This window comes from Yokenella regensburgei (genome assembly GCF_051486985.1).
Lineage (GTDB): Bacteria > Pseudomonadota > Gammaproteobacteria > Enterobacterales > Enterobacteriaceae > CBFFRJ01.
Genome location: NZ_JAHVDV010000004.1, coordinates 123,698 through 141,560, shown reverse-complemented (window position 1 = coordinate 141,560; position 17,863 = coordinate 123,698). Strand labels below are relative to the sequence as shown.

Genomic DNA, 17,863 nt, shown 5'->3' with positions numbered 1-17,863 from the left:
CAATAATGACGATTTTTGATAATTATGAAATTTGGTTTGTGATTGGCAGCCAACACCTTTACGGACCCGAAGCGCTGCGTCAGGTGACGCAGCATGGCGAACAAGTCGTTAACGCGCTGAACGCCGAAGCCAAACTGCCCTGCAAACTGGTACTCAAGCCGCTCGGCACCTCACCGGATGAGATAACAAACATCTGCCGTGACGCCAATTACGACGACAAATGTGCCGGTATGGTGGTGTGGCTGCACACCTTCTCACCCGCCAAAATGTGGATTAACGGCCTCACCATTCTTAACAAGCCGTTGCTGCAGTTCCATACCCAGTTTAATGCGTCCCTGCCGTGGGACAGCATTGATATGGACTTTATGAACCTGAACCAGACCGCGCACGGTGGTCGTGAGTTCGGCTTCATCGGTGCCCGTATGCGCCAGCAGCACGACGTGGTTACCGGCCACTGGCAGGATAAAAAAGCGCACCAGCGTATCGGCGCCTGGATGCGTCAGGCCGTCTCTAAACAGGACACCCGTCACCTGAAAGTGTGCCGCTTTGGCGATAACATGCGTGAAGTGGCCGTGACCGATGGCGATAAAGTGGCAGCACAGATCAAGTTCGGCTTCTCGGTAAATACCTGGGCCGTTGGCGACCTGGTTCAGGTCGTAAACAGTATCAGCGACGGCGACATCAGCGCACTGGTGGATGAATATGAAAGCAGCTATCGCCTGACCGCTGCCGCGCAGGTGAACGGCGACAAACGCCAGAATGTGATTGATGCCGCACGCATTGAACTGGGGATGAAACGCTTCCTCGAACAGGGCGGATTCCATGCCTTCACCACTACCTTTGAGGATCTTCATGGCCTGAAACAGCTGCCAGGCCTTGCGGTTCAACGTCTGATGCAGCAGGGCTACGGCTTTGCCGGTGAAGGCGACTGGAAAACTGCCGCTCTGCTTCGCATCATGAAGGTGATGTCGACCGGTCTGCAGGGCGGCACCTCCTTTATGGAGGATTACACCTACCACTTTGAAGAGAACAACGATCTGGCGCTCGGTTCCCATATGCTGGAAGTGTGCCCGACCATCGCGCTTGATGAAAAACCGATCCTCGACGTGCAGTACCTCGGCATCGGCGGAAAAGCCGATCCGGCACGTCTGATCTTCTCTACCAAAACCGGGCCGGCCATCAATGCGAGCCTGATCGATCTGGGCGATCGCTTCCGCCTGCTGGTGAACTGCGTGGATGCAGTGGAAACCCCACACGCGCTGCCGAAGCTGCCGGTTGCTAATGCCCTGTGGAAAGCCCAGCCGGATCTGCAAACCGCCTCAGAGGCCTGGATCATCGCTGGCGGTGCGCACCACACCGTCTTTAGTCACGCTCTCACCCTGGACGATATGCGTCAGTTCAGCGAACTGCACGGCATTGAACTTGCTGTTATTGACAACGATACCCGCCTGCCTGCCTTTAAAGACGCGCTGCGCTGGAATGAAGTGTATTACGGCTCCAAACGTTAACAGGGGAACATTTGGCCTGCTCCGGCAGGCCGCTTTTTCCTGGAGGAAAGCATGCTAGAGAATCTTAAACAGCAGGTACTGGAAGCCAATCTTGCCCTGCCTGAACATAACCTGGTGACCCTGACCTGGGGCAACGTCAGTGCGGTAGATCGCGAACAGGGCGTGCTGGTCATTAAGCCTTCCGGCGTTGATTACGCGGTGATGACAGCAGAGGATATGGTGGTCGTGAGCCTGGAGACCGGCGAAGTCGTGGAAGGCAGTAAAAAGCCCTCTTCTGACACCCCCACTCACCGTCTGCTCTATCAGGCGTTCCCGACCATAGGCGGAATCGTCCACACCCACTCGCGCCACGCCACCATCTGGGCGCAAGCGGGCAAATCCATACCCGCCACTGGCACAACCCATGCGGATTACTTCTACGGTGCCATTCCCTGCACACGCAAAATGACCGATGCGGAAATTAACGGCGAGTACGAATGGGAAACCGGCAACGTTATCGTCGAAGCCTTTAAAACTCAGGGTATCGATCCGGCGCAGATGCCCGGCGTGCTGGTACATTCTCACGGGCCTTTCGCCTGGGGAAAAAATGCTGACGATGCGGTACATAACGCCATTGTGCTGGAAGAGGTAGCTTACATGGGTATTTTCTGCCGCCAGCTTACCCCTGAGTTGCCCGCCATGCAGCAAACCCTGCTCGACAAACACTACCTGCGTAAACATGGCGCAAAAGCCTATTACGGTCAGTAATCCACGTGCATGAAGCGAAGCGTCCTGCTTCGCTTATCCCTTTGTAAGTTCCGAATTTTTGCATTACGTCTTCATGAATGTTGAATCTACAATGATAACAGGTAACGTTGTTGCCTGACCGATCACAAAGGATCCGCATCATGCGCAAAGGCATAATCAAACTGGTGGTAATGGGGGCGATCACTGCGCTTATTGTCATCATCTATAATGCCGTGGCTATCTGGCAGTTCAGCAAACAGGATCAGACGCGCCATGCAGACTGTGCCATCGTCGCAGGCGCAGGGATTAAAGGCGAGGGTCCGGGGGCGGTTTTTAAAGCACGACTGGATCACGCCATCTGGCTTTATCACGAAGGTTTTGTCAGGACATTGATTTTGACCGGTGGGATGAGCCCAGGCGCCACGCGCTCGGACGCCGCGGTGGCAAAAGCCTACGTGCTGGCAAACGCTGTCCCGGATGCCGATATTCTTATCGAAGAGCGGTCGACCGTCACGCGTGAAAACCTGCGCTATGCCGCAGAGCTTATGCATCGTCATCAGCTTAAGACGGCGCTCCTGGTGAGTGACCCCCTGCATATGCTGCGCATGCGTATTATCGCCTGGGATAATCACATTGAAAGCTGGTCTTCTCCCACTACCGCCAGCCGCTATCAAAGCGGGTCGACCCGGTTTCCCTTCCTGCTGCGCGAAGCCTTTTATTACACGGGCTACCGGATCCTGCGCTATCTCCCGGTGATACCTGTACAAAAAATCAGTACTGACGATCATTCCAGGTTATAATCTCGCCGTGAATGGCAGAGTGAGAGAACGGTGTGACGCAGGCGCGAGAAGGCTTTTTACTGACCCGGCACTGGCGGGACACGCCGCAGGGCACTGAAGTAGAGTTCTGGCTGGCAACGGACAGCGGGCCGTTGCAGGTTTTTCTGCCGCCTCAGGAGTCCGTCGCGTTTATCCCCTCCTCGCAGGTTGCGCAGGCTCAGCGCCTGCTCGATGGTGAACATCATTTCCGCCTCGCCCCTCTCCAGCTATCCGATTTCCATCGCCAGCCGGTACACGGCCTGTACTGCCGCGCCCACCGCCAGCTCATGCGTTATGAAAAGCTGCTACGCGACGGCGGCGTCACCGTGTATGAAGCCGATATACGCCCACCTGAACGTTTTCTGATGGAGCGCTTTATTACGGCGCCCGTCTGGGTCGACGGCGATGGGCAGGGTCAAAGGTTAGTGAATGCCCGTCTTAAACCGAATCCGGATTACCGCCCCTCTTTGAAATGGGTCTCGCTGGATATTGAAACCACCCGCCACGGTGAACTCTATTGCATTGGTCTTGAAGGCTGCGGTCAGCGCACGGTTTATATGCTGGGGCCGGCCAACGGTGATGACAGCGGGCTCGATTTTCACCTTGAGTACGTTAACAGTCGCCCGCAACTGCTTGAAAAGCTCAACGCCTGGTTTGCCAGGCACGATCCTGACGTAATCATTGGCTGGAACGTGGTGCAATTTGATCTGCGCGTGCTGCAAAAGAGCGCCGACCGTTACCGGGTTCCTCTGCTGCTGGGGCGCGGCAACGCTCTTCTCGAATGGCGTGAACATGGCTTTAAAAATGGCGTTTTCTTCGCCCAGGCTACGGGTCGGTTGATCATTGATGGCATCGATGCACTTAAATCCGCCTTCTGGTCATTCCCCTCATTTTCACTGGAATCAGTGTCGCAGGCGTTATTAGGCGAAGGAAAAGCCATTGATAACCCCTGGGATCGCATGGATGAGATCGAACGCCGCTTTGCCGAGGATAAACCCGCCCTCGCCACCTATAACCTGAAAGATTGTGAGCTGGTCACGCGCATTTTCCACAAAACTGAGATCATGCCGTTTCTGCTTGAACGGGCGACGGTCAATGGTCTGGCGGTTGATCGCCACGGCGGGTCCGTCGCTGCCTTCAGCCACCTCTATTTCCCCCGCATGCACCGCGCGGGCTACGTCGCCCCCAACCTCGGCGATGTGCCGCCACAGGCCAGTCCTGGCGGCTACGTAATGGACTCGCGCCCGGGTCTGTACGATTCGGTGCTGGTGCTGGATTACAAAAGCCTCTACCCCTCCATCATCCGCACTTTTCTTATCGACCCCGTCGGGCTGGTGGAAGGCATGGCCAGCCCCGATGCAGAACAGAGTACGGAGGGTTTTCTTGGGGCGTGGTTTTCCCGGCAAACCCACTGTCTGCCGGGTATCGTCGGCCAGATATGGCAAGGACGTGATGAAGCAAAACGCACCGGGAACAAACCGCTCTCGCAGGCGCTGAAAATCATTATGAATGCCTTTTATGGCGTGCTCGGTACCAGCGCCTGTCGCTTTTTCGATCCTCGTCTGGCGTCGTCAATCACCATGCGCGGCCATGAGATCATGCGCCAGACAAAAACGCTGATCGAGGAAAAGGGCTACGACGTAATTTACGGTGACACCGACTCGACCTTTGTATGGCTGAAAAAGGCCCATAGTGAGGAAGACGCAGCGCGCATAGGCCAGGCGCTGGTGGCGCATGTGAACGACTGGTGGACGGCGCATCTGAAGGCGCAGAACCTCACCAGCGCGATGGAGCTGGAGTTTGAAACCCATTTTTGTCGCTTTTTAATGCCGACCATTCGCGGCACCGACCAGGGGAGCAAGAAGCGTTACGCCGGGCTGATTCAGGAAGGTGAAGCGCAACGCATGGTATTTAAAGGGCTGGAGACGGTGCGCACCGACTGGACCCCACTGGCGCAAAGATTTCAGAAAGACCTCTACCTGCGTATTTTCCGCCGTGAGCCTTATCAGGACTTTGTTCGCGAAACCATTAAGGATCTGTTAGAGGGAAAACTGGATGACCAGCTGGTGTATCGCAAGCGCCTGCGTCGGCCCCTTGCCGAGTATGAACGCAATGTGCCGCCCCATGTTCGCGCCGCCCGTCTTGCTGATGAAGAGAACCTGAAACGCGGACGGCCCGCCCAGTATCAGAATCGGGGAACCATCAAATATGTCTGGACTACGCAAGGACCTGAGCCGCTCGACTATCAGCATTCGCCGCTGGACTATGATCACTATCTGACCAAACAGCTGATGCCCGTTGCCGATGGAATCTTACCTTTCACCGACGATGATTTTGCTACACTACTGACGGGGCAACTGGGACTGTTTTGACACAATGAGCGTGAACACTTGTCAGTTTTGCGCCCTGATGACGTTGGATGTCAGGTTGCATTGCGACGACCACTGAGCACATCCCCATCAACAGAGTACACATTATGGTGGTGGTATCTGACGTCAGCCAACAAAGAGGCAACATGAAAGACAACGGGTATAAGGAGTAGTGACGAAATCATTGCCATCCAGTACCATAGCGCCCTTTCTATTCCTGGCCCCAACATTAGACGCCCGCCTGCCTGTCAGACGGTGACGAACTATTGCCTGCAATTTAAGATATAGAGTCCATTTATGCCTTTTAAACTTGGTCAACGCTGGATCAGCGACACGGAAAGCGAACTCGGACTTGGAACCGTCGTTGCGATGGATGCGCGAACTGTCACATTGCTTTTCCCCGCGACCGGAGAAAACCGTCTTTACGCACGCAGTGACTCCCCCGTCACGCGTGTGATGTTTAATCCTGGCGATACGGTGACCAGCCACGAAGGCTGGCAGATGAGCATCGACGAAGTTAAAGAAGAAAACGGCCTGCTCGCCTATATCGGTACCCGTTTAGACACGGAAGAAGCGAACACGATGCTGCGCGAGGTGATGCTCGACAGCAAACTGGTGTTCAGCAAACCGCAGGACCGGCTTTTTGCGGGTCAGATTGACCGTATGGATCGCTTTTCCCTGCGTTACCGCGCACGTAAATACCAGAGCGAACAGTACCGCATGCCGTGGAGCGGCCTGCGCGGGCAGCGCACCAGCCTGATCCCTCATCAGTTGCACATTGCACACGATGTGGGCCGTCGCTACGCCCCCCGCGTCCTGCTGGCTGATGAAGTGGGCCTGGGTAAAACGATTGAAGCCGGGATGATTCTGCATCAGCAACTGCTGTCCGGGGCTGCTGAACGTGTGCTGATTGTCCTGCCGGAAACCCTTCAGCATCAGTGGCTGGTAGAGATGCTGCGCCGCTTCAACCTGCGCTTTGCGCTGTTTGATGATGAACGTTATGCCGAAGCGCAGCACGATGCGGATAACCCGTTTGAGACCGAACAGCTGGTCATCTGCTCCCTCGATTTCGTTCGCCGTAACAAGCAGCGTCTCGAACACCTTTGTGACGCAGAATGGGACCTGATGGTGGTCGACGAAGCGCATCACCTTGTCTGGAGCGAAGAGGCGCCAAGCCGTGAGTACATGGCTATTGAGCAGCTGGCCGAACGCGTACCTGGCATTTTGCTGCTGACCGCCACGCCGGAACAGCTGGGGCTGGAGAGCCACTTTGCCCGTCTGCGCCTGCTGGACCCAAATCGTTTTCACGATTTCGCTCAGTTTGTGGATGAACAACAGAATTACCGCCCGGTTGCCGATGCCGTAGCACTCCTGCTGGAAGGTAAACGCCTGAGTGATGCCGACCTCAATATGCTGAGCGACCTGATTGGCGAGCAGGATATTGAACCTCTTTTGCAGACCGCGAACAGCGATAAAGAGGGTGCTGATGCAGCACGTCAGGAGCTGATTTCAATGCTTATGGACCGCCACGGCACCAGCCGCGTGCTGTTCCGTAATACCCGTAACGGTGTGAAAGGCTTCCCGAAACGAGAGCTGCACACCATTAAGTTGCCGCTCCCCACCCAGTATCAGACCGCCATCAAGGTTTCGGGCATCATGGGGGCGCGCAAAAGCCAGGAAGATCGCGCTCGTGACATGCTTTACCCGGAGCAGATCTATCAGGAATTTGAAGGCGACACCGGCACCTGGTGGAACTTCGATCCGCGCGTTGAGTGGTTGATGGGTTACCTCACAAGCCACCGCTCGCAAAAAGTGTTGGTCATCTGTGCCAAAGCGGCCACCGCGCTGCAACTGGAGCAGGTTTTACGTGAACGCGAAGGTATCCGCGCAGCGGTGTTCCATGAAGGCATGTCGATCATTGAACGTGACCGCGCAGCCGCGTGGTTTGGTGAAGAAGACAGTGGTGCTCAGGTTCTGCTGTGTTCCGAGATTGGCTCGGAAGGACGTAACTTCCAGTTTGCCAGCCACCTGGTGATGTTCGATCTGCCGTTTAACCCGGATCTGCTGGAACAGCGTATCGGCCGTCTGGATCGTATTGGTCAGGCGCACGATATCCAGATTCACGTTCCGTATCTGGAGAAAACTGCGCAGTCGGTGCTGGTGCGCTGGTATCACGAAGGGCTGGATGCCTTTGAACATACCTGCCCCACCGGTCGTGCCATCTACGATCAGGTTCATACCCGCCTTATTGGGTACCTGGCCTCCCCCGAAGAGACCGAGGGCTTTGATGAACTGATCACTACCTGTCGCGAACAGCACGATGCCCTGAAAGCGCAGCTTGAGCAAGGCCGCGATCGCCTGCTGGAAATTCACTCCAACGGAGGTGCAAACGCCCAGGCACTGGCCGAGAGTATTGCAGAGCAGGACGACGACACGGGACTCATCAGCTTCGCGATGAACCTGTTTGATATCGTCGGGATCAACCAGGACGATCGCGGCGAGAATATGATCGTGCTGACGCCGTCAGATCATATGCTGGTGCCGGATTTCCCTGGCCTGCCGGAAGATGGCTGCACCATCACCTTTGATCGCGACGTCGCGCTGTCTCGTGAAGATGCGCAGTTCATTACCTGGGAGCATCCGCTTATCCGTAACGGTCTGGATCTTATCCTCTCAGGCGATACGGGCAGTAGCACGATTTCACTGCTGAAGAACAAAGCACTGCCTGTTGGCACCCTGCTGCTTGAACTTATCTATGTGGTGGAAGCCCAGGCTCCGAAGCAGCTGCAGTTGACGCGCTTCCTGCCGCCGACGCCGATTCGTCTGCTGGTAGATAAAAATGGAACCAACCTTGCAGGTCAGGTGGAGTTTGAAAGCTTTAACCGCCAGCTCAGTGCGGTGAACCGCCATACCGGCAGCAAACTGGTCAATGCGGTGCATCAGGATGTGCATACCATTCTGCAAAAAGGCGAAGCGCAGGTGGAGAAAGCGGCCCTGGCCCTGATTGAAGGCGCGAAAACCGAAGCCGACGAGAAGCTCTCCGCAGAACTCTCTCGCCTTGAAGCACTGCGTGCAGTGAACCCGAACATTCGTGATGATGAGCTTGCTGCCATTGAGAGTAACCGTCAGCAGGTGCTGGAAAGCCTGTCGCAGGCTGGCTGGCGTCTGGATGCGTTACGTCTTATCGTCGTGACGCATCAGTAACGGAGAAGGCTATGTTGATGGAGCCCTACCATCCGCCTCAGGAGCCCTGGCTGGTCATCCTTTATCAGGATGAACACATTATGGTGGTCAACAAGCCGAGCGGCTTGTTGTCCGTGCCGGGGCGTCTTGATGAGCACAAAGACAGCGTGATGACACGTGTTCAGCGCGATTTTCCGCAGGCCGAGTCCGTGCATCGTCTGGATATGGCGACAAGCGGGGTCATTGTGGTGGCGCTGACCAAAGCTGCCGAGCGTGAGCTTAAGCGCCAGTTCCGCGACCGCGAGCCGAAAAAGCACTATGTCGCACGCGTCTGGGGCCATCTGGAAAAAGAAGAAGGTCTGGTGGATTTACCGCTGATTTGCGACTGGCCGAATCGCCCGAAGCAGAAGGTGTGTTACGAAACCGGTAAAAAAGCGCAGACGGAATATGAGGTACTGGAGCGTGCATCTGACAACACCACGCGGGTGCGCCTGAAGCCCATTACCGGGCGTTCCCACCAGTTGCGTGTTCACATGCTGGCACTGGGTCACCCGATTCTGGGTGACCGCTTTTACGCGACACCAGAGGCGCTGGCAATGGCGCCACGCCTGTTACTGCATGCGGAAAGCTTAACCATCACCCACCCCGCGTTTGGCAACAGCATGACGTTCAAAGCACCGGTGGATTTTTAGTTTCGGGTCTCGTTTTTGCCCTTACCCTGACCCTCTTCTCAAAGGGGCGGGGGGCAGATTGTGCGGACTGGAACGGCGATTTTCTCCCTCTCCCTGAGGGAGAGGGTCGGCATGAGGATGAAAAACTGCAGACTTACTTAAACCCTTTTTGCTCTTTAATCAGCTCGTAAGCCTTCTGAATGTCCTGCGCTTTCTGCTTCGCCATCTCCATCATCTCTGGCGGTAAACCTTTCGCCACCAGCTTATCAGGATGGTGTTCGCTCATCTGTTTGCGATAGGCGCGCTTAACGGTCGCGGCATCGTCAGTGGTTTTGACCCCCAGCACATTGCAGGCATCTTCCAGCGTCGGGCCGCGTTGCGCCTGCTGCCAGCCGCCGCCTGCCTGTTGCTGATAGCCACCACCAAACTGGGCGCCGCCCTGCATCATTCTCAGGAACTGATCGAACTGGGTGCGTGAAATACCCAACTCTTCGGCGATGACATACAGCACTTCACGCTCGTTCGGGTGCAGCGAACCATCAGCAAATGCCGCCTGAATCTGAATTTCCAGAAACATCCGGATCAGGTCGAAGCGGCCAAAGCAAACGCTGCGAAACTGACGCATTTTTTCACGTAACGGGTAGTTATCCGCTTTGCCGACGCGAAAGGCCTGTTGTGCCGCGGTACGGGAATCCCCGTGAAGATTCATCCGGTCCATGAACAGGCTGGCTACCTGGATATCTGCCTGAGTAACATGCCCTTTTGATTTGGTCAGATGCCCCATCACCTCGAAGGTGGTGGCGAAAAAGAGCGACTGGCGTTCACGCTGATTGGCAAACCACGCCATTTTACGGCTGCGTGCCTTATCAAACATATGACCGACTAAAAGCCCAAGGACCGCGCCCCAAAAGCCTCCGCCCATAATCAGAGCGATGACCAAACCCGCCACTTTTCCCCAATACTGCATATACTCCCCAAATCGTCATGCCGTCGGCTAAAATTTGCTTTATCATACCCGTCATTCTATGCCGTGCACAGGTACACTCTTCTCTGACCTGGCTCGAAAACGGGCAGGATTAAAACTAGCGCAGCGAAGATGAGTACGTTAGTCTCTGACCGTTTGCCAGCGTAAAGCCACAGATGACGGAACAACAAATACAACGTATGAAAAAACGTATTCCCACCCTCCTGGCCACCATGATTGGTACTGCCCTATACAGTCAACAGGGGCTGACGGCCAGTCTCGCCTCGCAATGTATGCTTGGCGTACCCAGCTATAATCGACCTCTGGTTGAAGGCGATACCAATAATCTGCCTGTTACCATTAATGCTGATAACGCGAAAGGGAACTACCCTGACGATGCCGTTTTTTCCGGCAATGTCGATATCAATCAGGGAAACAGCCGTTTACGCTCCGATGAGGTACAACTTCATCAGCAGCAAGCTGATGGCCAGGCTGCGCCAGTGCGCACGGTGGATGCACTGGGTAATGTGCACTACGACGATAACCAGGTCATCCTGAAAGGTCCGAAAGCCTGGGCGAATCTGAATACGAAAGACACCAACGTCTGGGAAGGCGATTATCAGATGGTGGGCCGACAGGGCCGGGGCACAGCCGATCTGATGAAACAGCGTGGTGCAAACCGCTATACCATTCTGGATAACGGAACCTTCACCTCCTGTCTGCCAGGTTCCGACACCTGGAGCGTGGTCGGGAGTGAGGTCATTCATGACCGTGAAGAGCAAGTCGCTGAAATCTGGAACGCGCGCTTCAAACTAGGCCCGGTGCCGATTTTCTATAGCCCCTATCTGCAACTACCGGTAGGCGATAAACGCCGTTCAGGCTTCCTTATCCCGAACGCCAAATACAGTACCAATAACTCTTTTGAGTTCTACCTGCCCTATTACTGGAACATCGCCCCTAACTTCGATGCCACCATTACGCCGCATTACATCGCTAAACGCGGGAATATTCAGTGGCAAAACGAATTTCGTTACCTGACGCAGGCAGGCAGCGGGCTGGTAGAATTTGATTATCTGCCCTCTGATGATGTCTATCAGGATGACCACCCGACCGAAGGCGATCGTCATCGCTGGTTATTCTTCTGGAACCATTTTGGCGTAATGGATCAGGTGTGGCGTTTCAACGTGGATTACACCAAAGTCAGCGATCCCAGTTATTTCAATGATTTTTCATCGAAATATGGCTCCAGTACTGATGGTTATGCCACGCAAAAATTCAGTCTTGGTTACGCCATTGATAACTTTGACGCAACGGTATCGACCAAACAGTTCCAGGTCTTCGATCGTACCAACAGCAATTCTTACTCAGCTGAACCGCAGCTGGATGTGAATTACTATAAAAACGACCTCGGGCCGTTCGATGCACGGATCTATGGTCAGGCCGTGCACTTCACCAATACCAACTCGAGCCGCCCGGAAGCGACACGTTTACATATTGAGCCAACGCTAAACCTGCCTTTATCGAATTCGTGGAGCAGTTTAGACACTGAAGTCAAACTTCTTGCGACCCACTATCAGCAGGATAATCTGGACGATTATCGCAATTATGCTCAGCAGCAGTACAATGCGAATCCGTCAGGCAATGAACGGTTACTCAGTTCTGCCAACAAATTAAAAGACTCGGTCAACCGGACCCTGCCACAGTTCAAAGTTGACGGTAAGCTTATCTTTGAACGGGATATGTCCCTGGCCGACGGCTACACCCAGACGCTTGAGCCACGTGCGCAGTACCTGTACGTGCCTTACCGCGACCAGAGCAGTATCAACAACTACGACTCCTCGCTGCTGCAGTCCGACTTCAGTGGCTTGTTCCGTGACCGCGTATATGGCGGTCTGGACCGCATCGCATCCGCGAACCAGGTCACCTCCGGCGTCACATCCCGCATTTATGATGATGCTTCCGTTGAACGTTTTAACGTTTCTGTTGGTCAAATCTACTATTTCACTGAGTCTCGCACCGGCGATGACAATATCAACTGGGAGAAAGACAGCAAAACGGGCTCTCTGGTGTGGGCAGGCGATACTTACTGGCGCATTTCCGATCGCTGGGGCTTACGTGGTGGTGTGCAATACGACACACGTCTGGACAATGTAGCCAACAGCACCGCCGCCGTTGAGTATCGCCGCGATGAAGACCGTCTGGTACAGCTAAGCTATCGCTATGCCAGCCCGGAATACATTCAGGCTACCTTGCCCAACTACGCCACAACAGAACAGTATAAAGACGGAATTTCACAAGTGGGTGTGGTTGCAAGCTGGCCGGTCGTCGACCGCTGGTCTGTCGTCGGCGCTTACTATTACGACACCAATACGAGCAAACCTGCTGACCAGATGCTGGGTCTGCAATATAACTCCTGCTGTTATGCCCTTCGCGTTGGCTATGAACGCAAGATCAACGGCTGGGAAAATAACCAAAGCAAGTATGACAACGTCATCGGTTTCAACATTGAGTTGCGCGGTTTGAGTTCGAATTACGGTTTGGGCACGCAGCAGATGCTGCGGTCTAACATTCTGCCGTACCGTAGCTCTTTATGATGTAGTTGATTTGCCACGTAATCCGCATTGCGGTTAATTGAAATGGAAAAGGTATGAAGAACTGGAAAACGCTGCTTCTCGGTATCGCTATGGTCGCGAATACCAGTTTCGCTGCACCACAGGTTGTTGATAAAGTCGCCGCCGTCGTCAATAACGGTGTGGTGCTCGAAAGCGACGTTGATGGTTTGATGCAATCCGTAAAACTCAACGCAGGTCAGGCTGGTCAGCAGTTACCTGATGACGCCACCCTGCGCCATCAGATTCTGGAACGTCTGATTACGGATCAAATCATTCTGCAAATGGCGACCAAAATGGGCGTCAAAGTCACCGATGAACAACTGGATGAGGCTATCGCTAACATCGCGAAACAGAACAACATGTCTCTGGATCAGATGCGTAGCCGCCTGGCCTACGATGGTGTGAATTACAGCACTTACCGTGCGCAGATTCGTAAAGAGATGATTATCTCCGAAGTACGTAATAACGAGGTGCGTCGTCGCATTACCGTTCTGCCACAGGAAGTCGATGCCCTCGCGCAGCAGGTTGGCAATCAAAACGATGCCAGCACCGAGCTGAACCTGAGCCACATTCTGATTCCGCTGCCGGAAAATCCAAGCTCTGAGCAGGTAAACGAAGCTGGACGCCAGGCGACGTCGATTGTTGAAGAAGCGCGTAACGGCGGTGATTTCGGCAAACTGGCTATTACCTACTCCGCCGATCAACAGGCGCTGAAAGGTGGCCAGATGGGCTGGGGACGCATTCAGGAGCTGCCGTCTATTTTCGCTCAGGCGCTGAGCACGGCGAAAAAAGGCGATGTCATTGGCCCGATTCGTTCCGGTGTGGGTTTCCACATTCTGAAAGTGAACGACCTGCGTGGTCAGAGCAAAAGTATCTCCGTTACCGAAGTTCATGCACGTCATATTCTGCTGAAACCGTCGCCGATCATGAGCGATGACCAGGCGCGTGCAAAACTGGAACAAATTGCAGCTGACATCAAGAGCGGCAAAACCACCTTCGCAGCGGCGGCAAAAGAGTTTTCTCAGGATCCAGGTTCAGCGAACCAGGGAGGCGATTTGGGCTGGGCGGCGTCTGATATCTACGATCCTGCCTTCCGTGATGCCCTGATGAAACTGAATCGCGGCCAGTTGAGCGCACCGGTACACTCCTCTTTCGGCTGGCACTTAATTGAGCTGATCGATACCCGCAACGTCGACAAAACCGACGCGGCGCAAAAAGATCGTGCATACCGTATGCTGATGAACCGTAAGTTCTCTGAAGAAGCGGCTACCTGGATGCAGGAACAGCGTGCCAGCGCCTATGTTAAGGTCCTGAGCAATTAATGCCGGTACATCGCGTTGTTATCACTCCCGGCGAACCTGCCGGGATTGGCCCTGATTTAGTCGTCCAGCTCGCCCAGCGTGACTGGCCGGTCGAACTGGTGGTCTGCGCGGATGCCGAATTACTGACCGGGCGAGCCTGTTTGCTCGGTCTGCCGCTCACCCTGCGCGAATATGCTCCATCCCTGCCCGCCGTTGCTCAGCAAGCGGGCAGTTTGACGTTACTGCCTGTTGAACTTAAAGCACCGGTCGTGCCAGGCCTGCTCAATGTCGAGAATGGCCCGTATGTGGTCGACACCCTGGCCCGGGCCTGCGACGGATGTCTGAACGGTGAATTTGCCGCACTGATCACCGGCCCCGTGCATAAAGGTGTGATTAACGATTCAGGCACACCGTTTACCGGACACACCGAGTTTTTTGAAGAACGCTCTCAGGTCAACAAAGTCGTGATGATGCTGGCAACGGAAGCAATGCGTGTCGCGCTGGCAACTACTCATTTACCGATTAAAGCTGTTCCTGAGGCCATTACTGCAGATGTGCTCCGCGATGTGATCACCATTCTTCACACCGATTTGCAGCAAAAATTTGGTATTCGTCAGCCCCATATTCTGGTGTGTGGACTCAATCCGCATGCGGGTGAAGGCGGGCATATGGGAACAGAAGAGATAGAGACTATCATCCCGGTGCTTAATGAGATGCGTGCAACGGGCATGAATCTTAGCGGGCCGCTTCCGGCTGATACGCTGTTTCAGCCAAAGTATCTGGACAACGCCGACGCGGTACTCGCCATGTACCACGATCAGGGCCTGCCCGTGCTAAAATACCAGGGCTTTGGCCGGGGCGTGAATATCACCCTCGGTTTACCCTTTATTCGTACCTCTGTAGACCACGGCACCGCGCTCGAACTGGCGGGTCAGGGGAAAGCAGACGTCGGCAGTTTTATTACGGCGCTTAATCTCGCCATTACCATGATTGTTAATACTCAATGAATAATAGAGTCCACCAGGGCCACTTAGCCCGTAAACGCTTCGGGCAAAACTTCCTCAACGATCAGTTCGTGATCGACAGTATTGTCTCTGCCATTAATCCGCAGAAAGGTCAGGCCATGGTCGAAATCGGCCCGGGCCTGGCGGCACTGACGGAACCCGTCGGAGAACGACTGGACGAACTGACCGTCATCGAGCTGGATCGCGATCTGGCTGCTCGTCTGCAAACGCACCCGTTCCTGGGGCCAAAGTTGACGATTTATCAACAAGATGCGATGACCATGAACTTCGGCGAGCTGTCGGAAAAGCGGGGCCAGCCACTGCGCGTGTTTGGCAACCTGCCCTACAACATCTCCACCCCGCTGATGTTCCATCTTTTTACCTATACTAATGCCATTGCCGACATGCACTTTATGTTGCAAAAAGAGGTCGTCAATCGCCTGGTTGCGGGGCCGAACAGTAAGGCGTATGGTCGATTAAGCGTTATGGCGCAGTACTACTGTAATATCATTCCAGTGCTTGAAGTACCGCCGACGGCCTTTACACCGCCGCCTAAAGTTGATTCTGCGGTGGTGCGTCTCGTTCCGCACACCACGATGCCGTACCCGGTAAAAGATATTCGTGTGCTGAGCAGAATCACCACGGAAGCCTTCAACCAGCGCCGTAAAACCATCCGCAACAGCCTCGGCAATCTCTTTACTGTTGAGGTATTGACTGAGCTGGGAATCGATCCGGCTAAACGTGCGGAAAATATCTCTGTAGCGCAGTATTGCCAGCTGGCGAATTACGTTTCTGAAAACGCGCCACCGAAGGAGAGTTAATTCATGATCAATTCGCCCCGAATCAGTGTCCAGGTACAAAGTGTCTACATTGAGTCTCAATCTTCACCTGAAGAAGAACGTTATGTATTCGCCTATACCATCACCCTTCGGAATTTGGGGCGAACCCCTGTCCAGTTGCTGAAGCGTTATTGGCTTATCACCAACGGGAATGGCCGTGAGACTGAGGTTCAGGGCGAAGGTGTGATTGGCGTTCAGCCGCACATTGAGCCGGGCGGAGAATATCAGTACACCAGTGGTGCCGTTATTGAAACACCAATGGGCACAATGCAGGGCCATTACGAGATGATCGATGCGCAAGGGAAGGCGTTCCGCGTCGCAATCCCGGTCTTCCGACTTGCCGTCCAAACACTGATCCACTAATTCATGGCTACTTATCTTATTGGCGACATTCACGGTTGCTACGATGAACTGATCGCATTACTGAATCAGGTACAGTTCGTGCCTGAGCAAGACACCCTGTGGCTGACCGGCGATCTCGTTGCACGCGGACCGGGTTCTCTGGACGTATTGCGCTACGTGAAATCCTTAGGCGACAGCGTTCGTCTGGTTCTCGGCAACCATGACCTGCACCTGCTGGCGGTGTATGCGGGTATCAGCCGCAACAAGCCAAAGGATCGGCTCACGCCTTTACTGGAAGCCGCAGATGCCGATGAGCTGATCAACTGGCTGCGTCGCCAGCCGCTGTTACAGGTCGATGAAGAGAAAAAGTTAGTCATGGCTCACGCCGGGATTACGCCACAGTGGACGCTGGACATTGCTCAGCAATGTGCACGCGATGTGGAAGCGATCCTCGCCAGCGACTCTTACCCCTTCTTCCTTGACGGCATGTACGGCGATTATCCCAATAGCTGGTCCAGTGAGCTAAGCGGCATGGCGCGCCTGCGTTTTATCAGTAACGCCTTTACTCGTATGCGCTACTGTTTCCCGAATGGCGAACTGGATATGTACTGCAAAGACATTCCTGAACATGCGCCCGCCCCGTTGAAACCCTGGTTCACCATTCCCGGTCCGGTGTCACAGGAGTACAACATTGTGTTTGGTCACTGGGCATCGCTGGAAGGAAAAGGGACGCCGGAAGGGATATATGCGTTAGATACCGGCTGTTGCTGGGGTGGCGACCTGACCTGTCTGCGCTGGGAAGATAAAAGCTGGTTCGTGCAACCATCGAATCGCCAGATAGATCCCGAGGAAGGCGAAGCGGTTGCCTCATAACCCGTGTCGTTAGCCTAATAAAAAAGCCTGACAGGCCAGTGCCGTCAGGCTTTTTACTATCGCTTTCGCAGGCTTTATGCCCGGAGATCAGCGACGTTCCAGAATCTCGAAGCAGTAGCTGTGTGAGTTCTGTTCATCCGCATCATTAAACTCGCTGAACACAGACTCCCAGTCATCGGGATCGTAATCCGGGAAATGGGTATCGCCCTCCACTTCCGCGTCAATGTGCGTCAGGTAGAGTTTCTGCGCTTTTGGCAGGAACTGCTCATAAACGCGACCACCACCAATCACCATGATCTCCTGCGCATCGCCACAGGCCGCAATCGCCTCGTCAACCGAGGAGACCCACTGCACACGATCGTCAGTGCCGGGTTTACTACTTATCACAATATTCTTGCGACCTGGCAGCGGGCGTCCGATCGACTCCCACGTCAGGCGGCCCATCACGACAGGTTTATTGAGCGTATTACGCTTAAACCAGGCGAGATCGGCGGGTAAATTCCATGGCATGGCATTTTCCATGCCGATCACGCGATCCACTGCTAGCGCCGCAATCAGACTGATCATTGATAATTTCCTGGATGCAAAAAAATTGTCGCCACTATACGGAAAGCACATTCTTTCGTCGACTGGCGGCAGGGTAAAGAATGCGA

General features: G+C 54.4%; 14 protein-coding genes. 12 read left to right on the top strand and 2 right to left on the bottom strand.

Features of this window, described 5'->3' with window-relative positions:
* Nucleotides 1–5 precede the first annotated feature (5 nt).
* The 6 genes from araA (at nucleotide 6) to rluA (ending at nucleotide 9,296) form a co-directional block, all read left to right on the top strand.
* Nucleotides 6–1,508 carry an L-arabinose isomerase gene (gene araA / locus KXR87_RS04995; RefSeq protein WP_437431152.1) on the top strand — a complete coding sequence of 501 codons (1,503 nt, stop codon included), beginning with the start codon at nucleotides 6–8 and terminating at the stop codon, nucleotides 1,506–1,508.
* A gap of 51 nt (nucleotides 1,509–1,559) precedes the next feature.
* Nucleotides 1,560–2,255 (top strand): L-ribulose-5-phosphate 4-epimerase, encoded by a 696-nt coding sequence (gene araD / locus KXR87_RS04990; protein ID WP_437431151.1) that lies wholly within the window; start codon nucleotides 1,560–1,562, stop codon nucleotides 2,253–2,255.
* A gap of 140 nt (nucleotides 2,256–2,395) precedes the next feature.
* A complete protein-coding gene (locus KXR87_RS04985; protein ID WP_437431150.1) occupies nucleotides 2,396–3,034 on the top strand; it encodes a YdcF family protein in 639 nt (212 codons plus the stop codon).
* A gap of 32 nt (nucleotides 3,035–3,066) precedes the next feature.
* Nucleotides 3,067–5,424, top strand: coding sequence for a DNA polymerase II (gene polB / locus KXR87_RS04980; protein ID WP_437431149.1), 2,358 nt, complete (start codon nucleotides 3,067–3,069; stop codon nucleotides 5,422–5,424).
* Between the two features lie 294 nt (nucleotides 5,425–5,718).
* A complete protein-coding gene (gene rapA, locus KXR87_RS04975; RefSeq protein WP_437431148.1) occupies nucleotides 5,719–8,625 on the top strand; it encodes an RNA polymerase-associated protein RapA in 2,907 nt (968 codons plus the stop codon).
* Nucleotides 8,626–8,636: 11 nt separating this feature from the next.
* Nucleotides 8,637–9,296, top strand: coding sequence for a bifunctional tRNA pseudouridine(32) synthase/23S rRNA pseudouridine(746) synthase RluA (rluA, locus tag KXR87_RS04970; RefSeq protein WP_437431147.1), 660 nt, complete (start codon nucleotides 8,637–8,639; stop codon nucleotides 9,294–9,296).
* A 133-nt stretch (nucleotides 9,297–9,429) separates the two neighbouring features.
* Here the strand turns inward: rluA and djlA are convergent, their stop codons facing one another.
* The gene (djlA, locus tag KXR87_RS04965) at nucleotides 9,430–10,242 is read right to left on the bottom strand and encodes a co-chaperone DjlA (RefSeq protein ID WP_437431146.1); all 813 of its coding nucleotides are present in this window, start codon (nucleotides 10,240–10,242) and stop codon (nucleotides 9,430–9,432) included.
* A 197-nt stretch (nucleotides 10,243–10,439) separates the two neighbouring features.
* Here djlA and lptD point away from each other — a divergent pair, with 197 nt between their 5' ends.
* From lptD to apaH, 6 genes are read left to right on the top strand one after another with little or no spacing between them, the layout of a single operon-like run.
* Nucleotides 10,440–12,833 (top strand): LPS assembly protein LptD, encoded by a 2,394-nt coding sequence (gene lptD / locus KXR87_RS04960; RefSeq protein WP_437431145.1) that lies wholly within the window; start codon nucleotides 10,440–10,442, stop codon nucleotides 12,831–12,833.
* A gap of 53 nt (nucleotides 12,834–12,886) precedes the next feature.
* Nucleotides 12,887–14,173, top strand: a complete 1,287-nt coding sequence (surA, locus tag KXR87_RS04955; protein WP_437431144.1) for a peptidylprolyl isomerase SurA — start codon at nucleotides 12,887–12,889, stop codon at nucleotides 14,171–14,173.
* Nucleotides 14,173–15,159, top strand: a complete 987-nt coding sequence (gene pdxA, locus KXR87_RS04950) for a 4-hydroxythreonine-4-phosphate dehydrogenase PdxA (protein ID WP_437431143.1) — start codon at nucleotides 14,173–14,175, stop codon at nucleotides 15,157–15,159. The genes surA and pdxA overlap by 1 nt, the downstream gene beginning before the upstream one ends.
* A complete protein-coding gene (rsmA, locus tag KXR87_RS04945; protein ID WP_437431142.1) occupies nucleotides 15,156–15,977 on the top strand; it encodes a 16S rRNA (adenine(1518)-N(6)/adenine(1519)-N(6))-dimethyltransferase RsmA in 822 nt (273 codons plus the stop codon). Before pdxA ends, rsmA begins: the two co-directional genes overlap by 4 nt.
* A 3-nt stretch (nucleotides 15,978–15,980) precedes the next feature.
* Nucleotides 15,981–16,358, top strand: a complete 378-nt coding sequence (gene apaG / locus KXR87_RS04940; RefSeq protein WP_437431141.1) for a Co2+/Mg2+ efflux protein ApaG — start codon at nucleotides 15,981–15,983, stop codon at nucleotides 16,356–16,358.
* A 3-nt stretch (nucleotides 16,359–16,361) separates the two neighbouring features.
* Nucleotides 16,362–17,210, top strand: a complete 849-nt coding sequence (gene apaH / locus KXR87_RS04935) for a bis(5'-nucleosyl)-tetraphosphatase (symmetrical) ApaH (protein ID WP_437431140.1) — start codon at nucleotides 16,362–16,364, stop codon at nucleotides 17,208–17,210.
* Between the two features lie 87 nt (nucleotides 17,211–17,297).
* On the opposite strand, the gene folA is transcribed toward apaH, so the two are convergent.
* Nucleotides 17,298–17,777, bottom strand: coding sequence for a type 3 dihydrofolate reductase (gene folA / locus KXR87_RS04930; protein WP_437431139.1), 480 nt, complete (start codon nucleotides 17,775–17,777; stop codon nucleotides 17,298–17,300).
* Between the last annotated feature and the right edge of the window lie 86 nt (nucleotides 17,778–17,863).

Excerpts from the sequence above, each read along its gene's own strand:
- apaH (WP_437431140.1), top strand. The coding sequence starts at position 16,362 with ATGGCTACTTATCTTATTGGCGACATTCACGGTTGCTACGATGAACTG.
- rluA (WP_437431147.1), top strand. The coding sequence starts at position 8,637 with ATGTTGATGGAGCCCTACCATCCGCCTCAGGAGCCCTGGCTGGTCATC.
- KXR87_RS04985 (WP_437431150.1), top strand. The coding sequence starts at position 2,396 with ATGCGCAAAGGCATAATCAAACTGGTGGTAATGGGGGCGATCACTGCG.
- pdxA (WP_437431143.1), top strand. The coding sequence starts at position 14,173 with ATGCCGGTACATCGCGTTGTTATCACTCCCGGCGAACCTGCCGGGATT.
- apaG (WP_437431141.1), top strand. The coding sequence starts at position 15,981 with ATGATCAATTCGCCCCGAATCAGTGTCCAGGTACAAAGTGTCTACATT.
- surA (WP_437431144.1), top strand. The coding sequence starts at position 12,887 with ATGAAGAACTGGAAAACGCTGCTTCTCGGTATCGCTATGGTCGCGAAT.
- rapA (WP_437431148.1), top strand. The coding sequence starts at position 5,719 with ATGCCTTTTAAACTTGGTCAACGCTGGATCAGCGACACGGAAAGCGAA.
- araD (WP_437431151.1), top strand. The coding sequence starts at position 1,560 with ATGCTAGAGAATCTTAAACAGCAGGTACTGGAAGCCAATCTTGCCCTG.
- rsmA (WP_437431142.1), top strand. The coding sequence starts at position 15,156 with ATGAATAATAGAGTCCACCAGGGCCACTTAGCCCGTAAACGCTTCGGG.
- araA (WP_437431152.1), top strand. The coding sequence starts at position 6 with ATGACGATTTTTGATAATTATGAAATTTGGTTTGTGATTGGCAGCCAA.
- djlA (WP_437431146.1), bottom strand. The coding sequence starts at position 10,242 with ATGCAGTATTGGGGAAAAGTGGCGGGTTTGGTCATCGCTCTGATTATG.
- folA (WP_437431139.1), bottom strand. The coding sequence starts at position 17,777 with ATGATCAGTCTGATTGCGGCGCTAGCAGTGGATCGCGTGATCGGCATG.
- lptD (WP_437431145.1), top strand. The coding sequence starts at position 10,440 with ATGAAAAAACGTATTCCCACCCTCCTGGCCACCATGATTGGTACTGCC.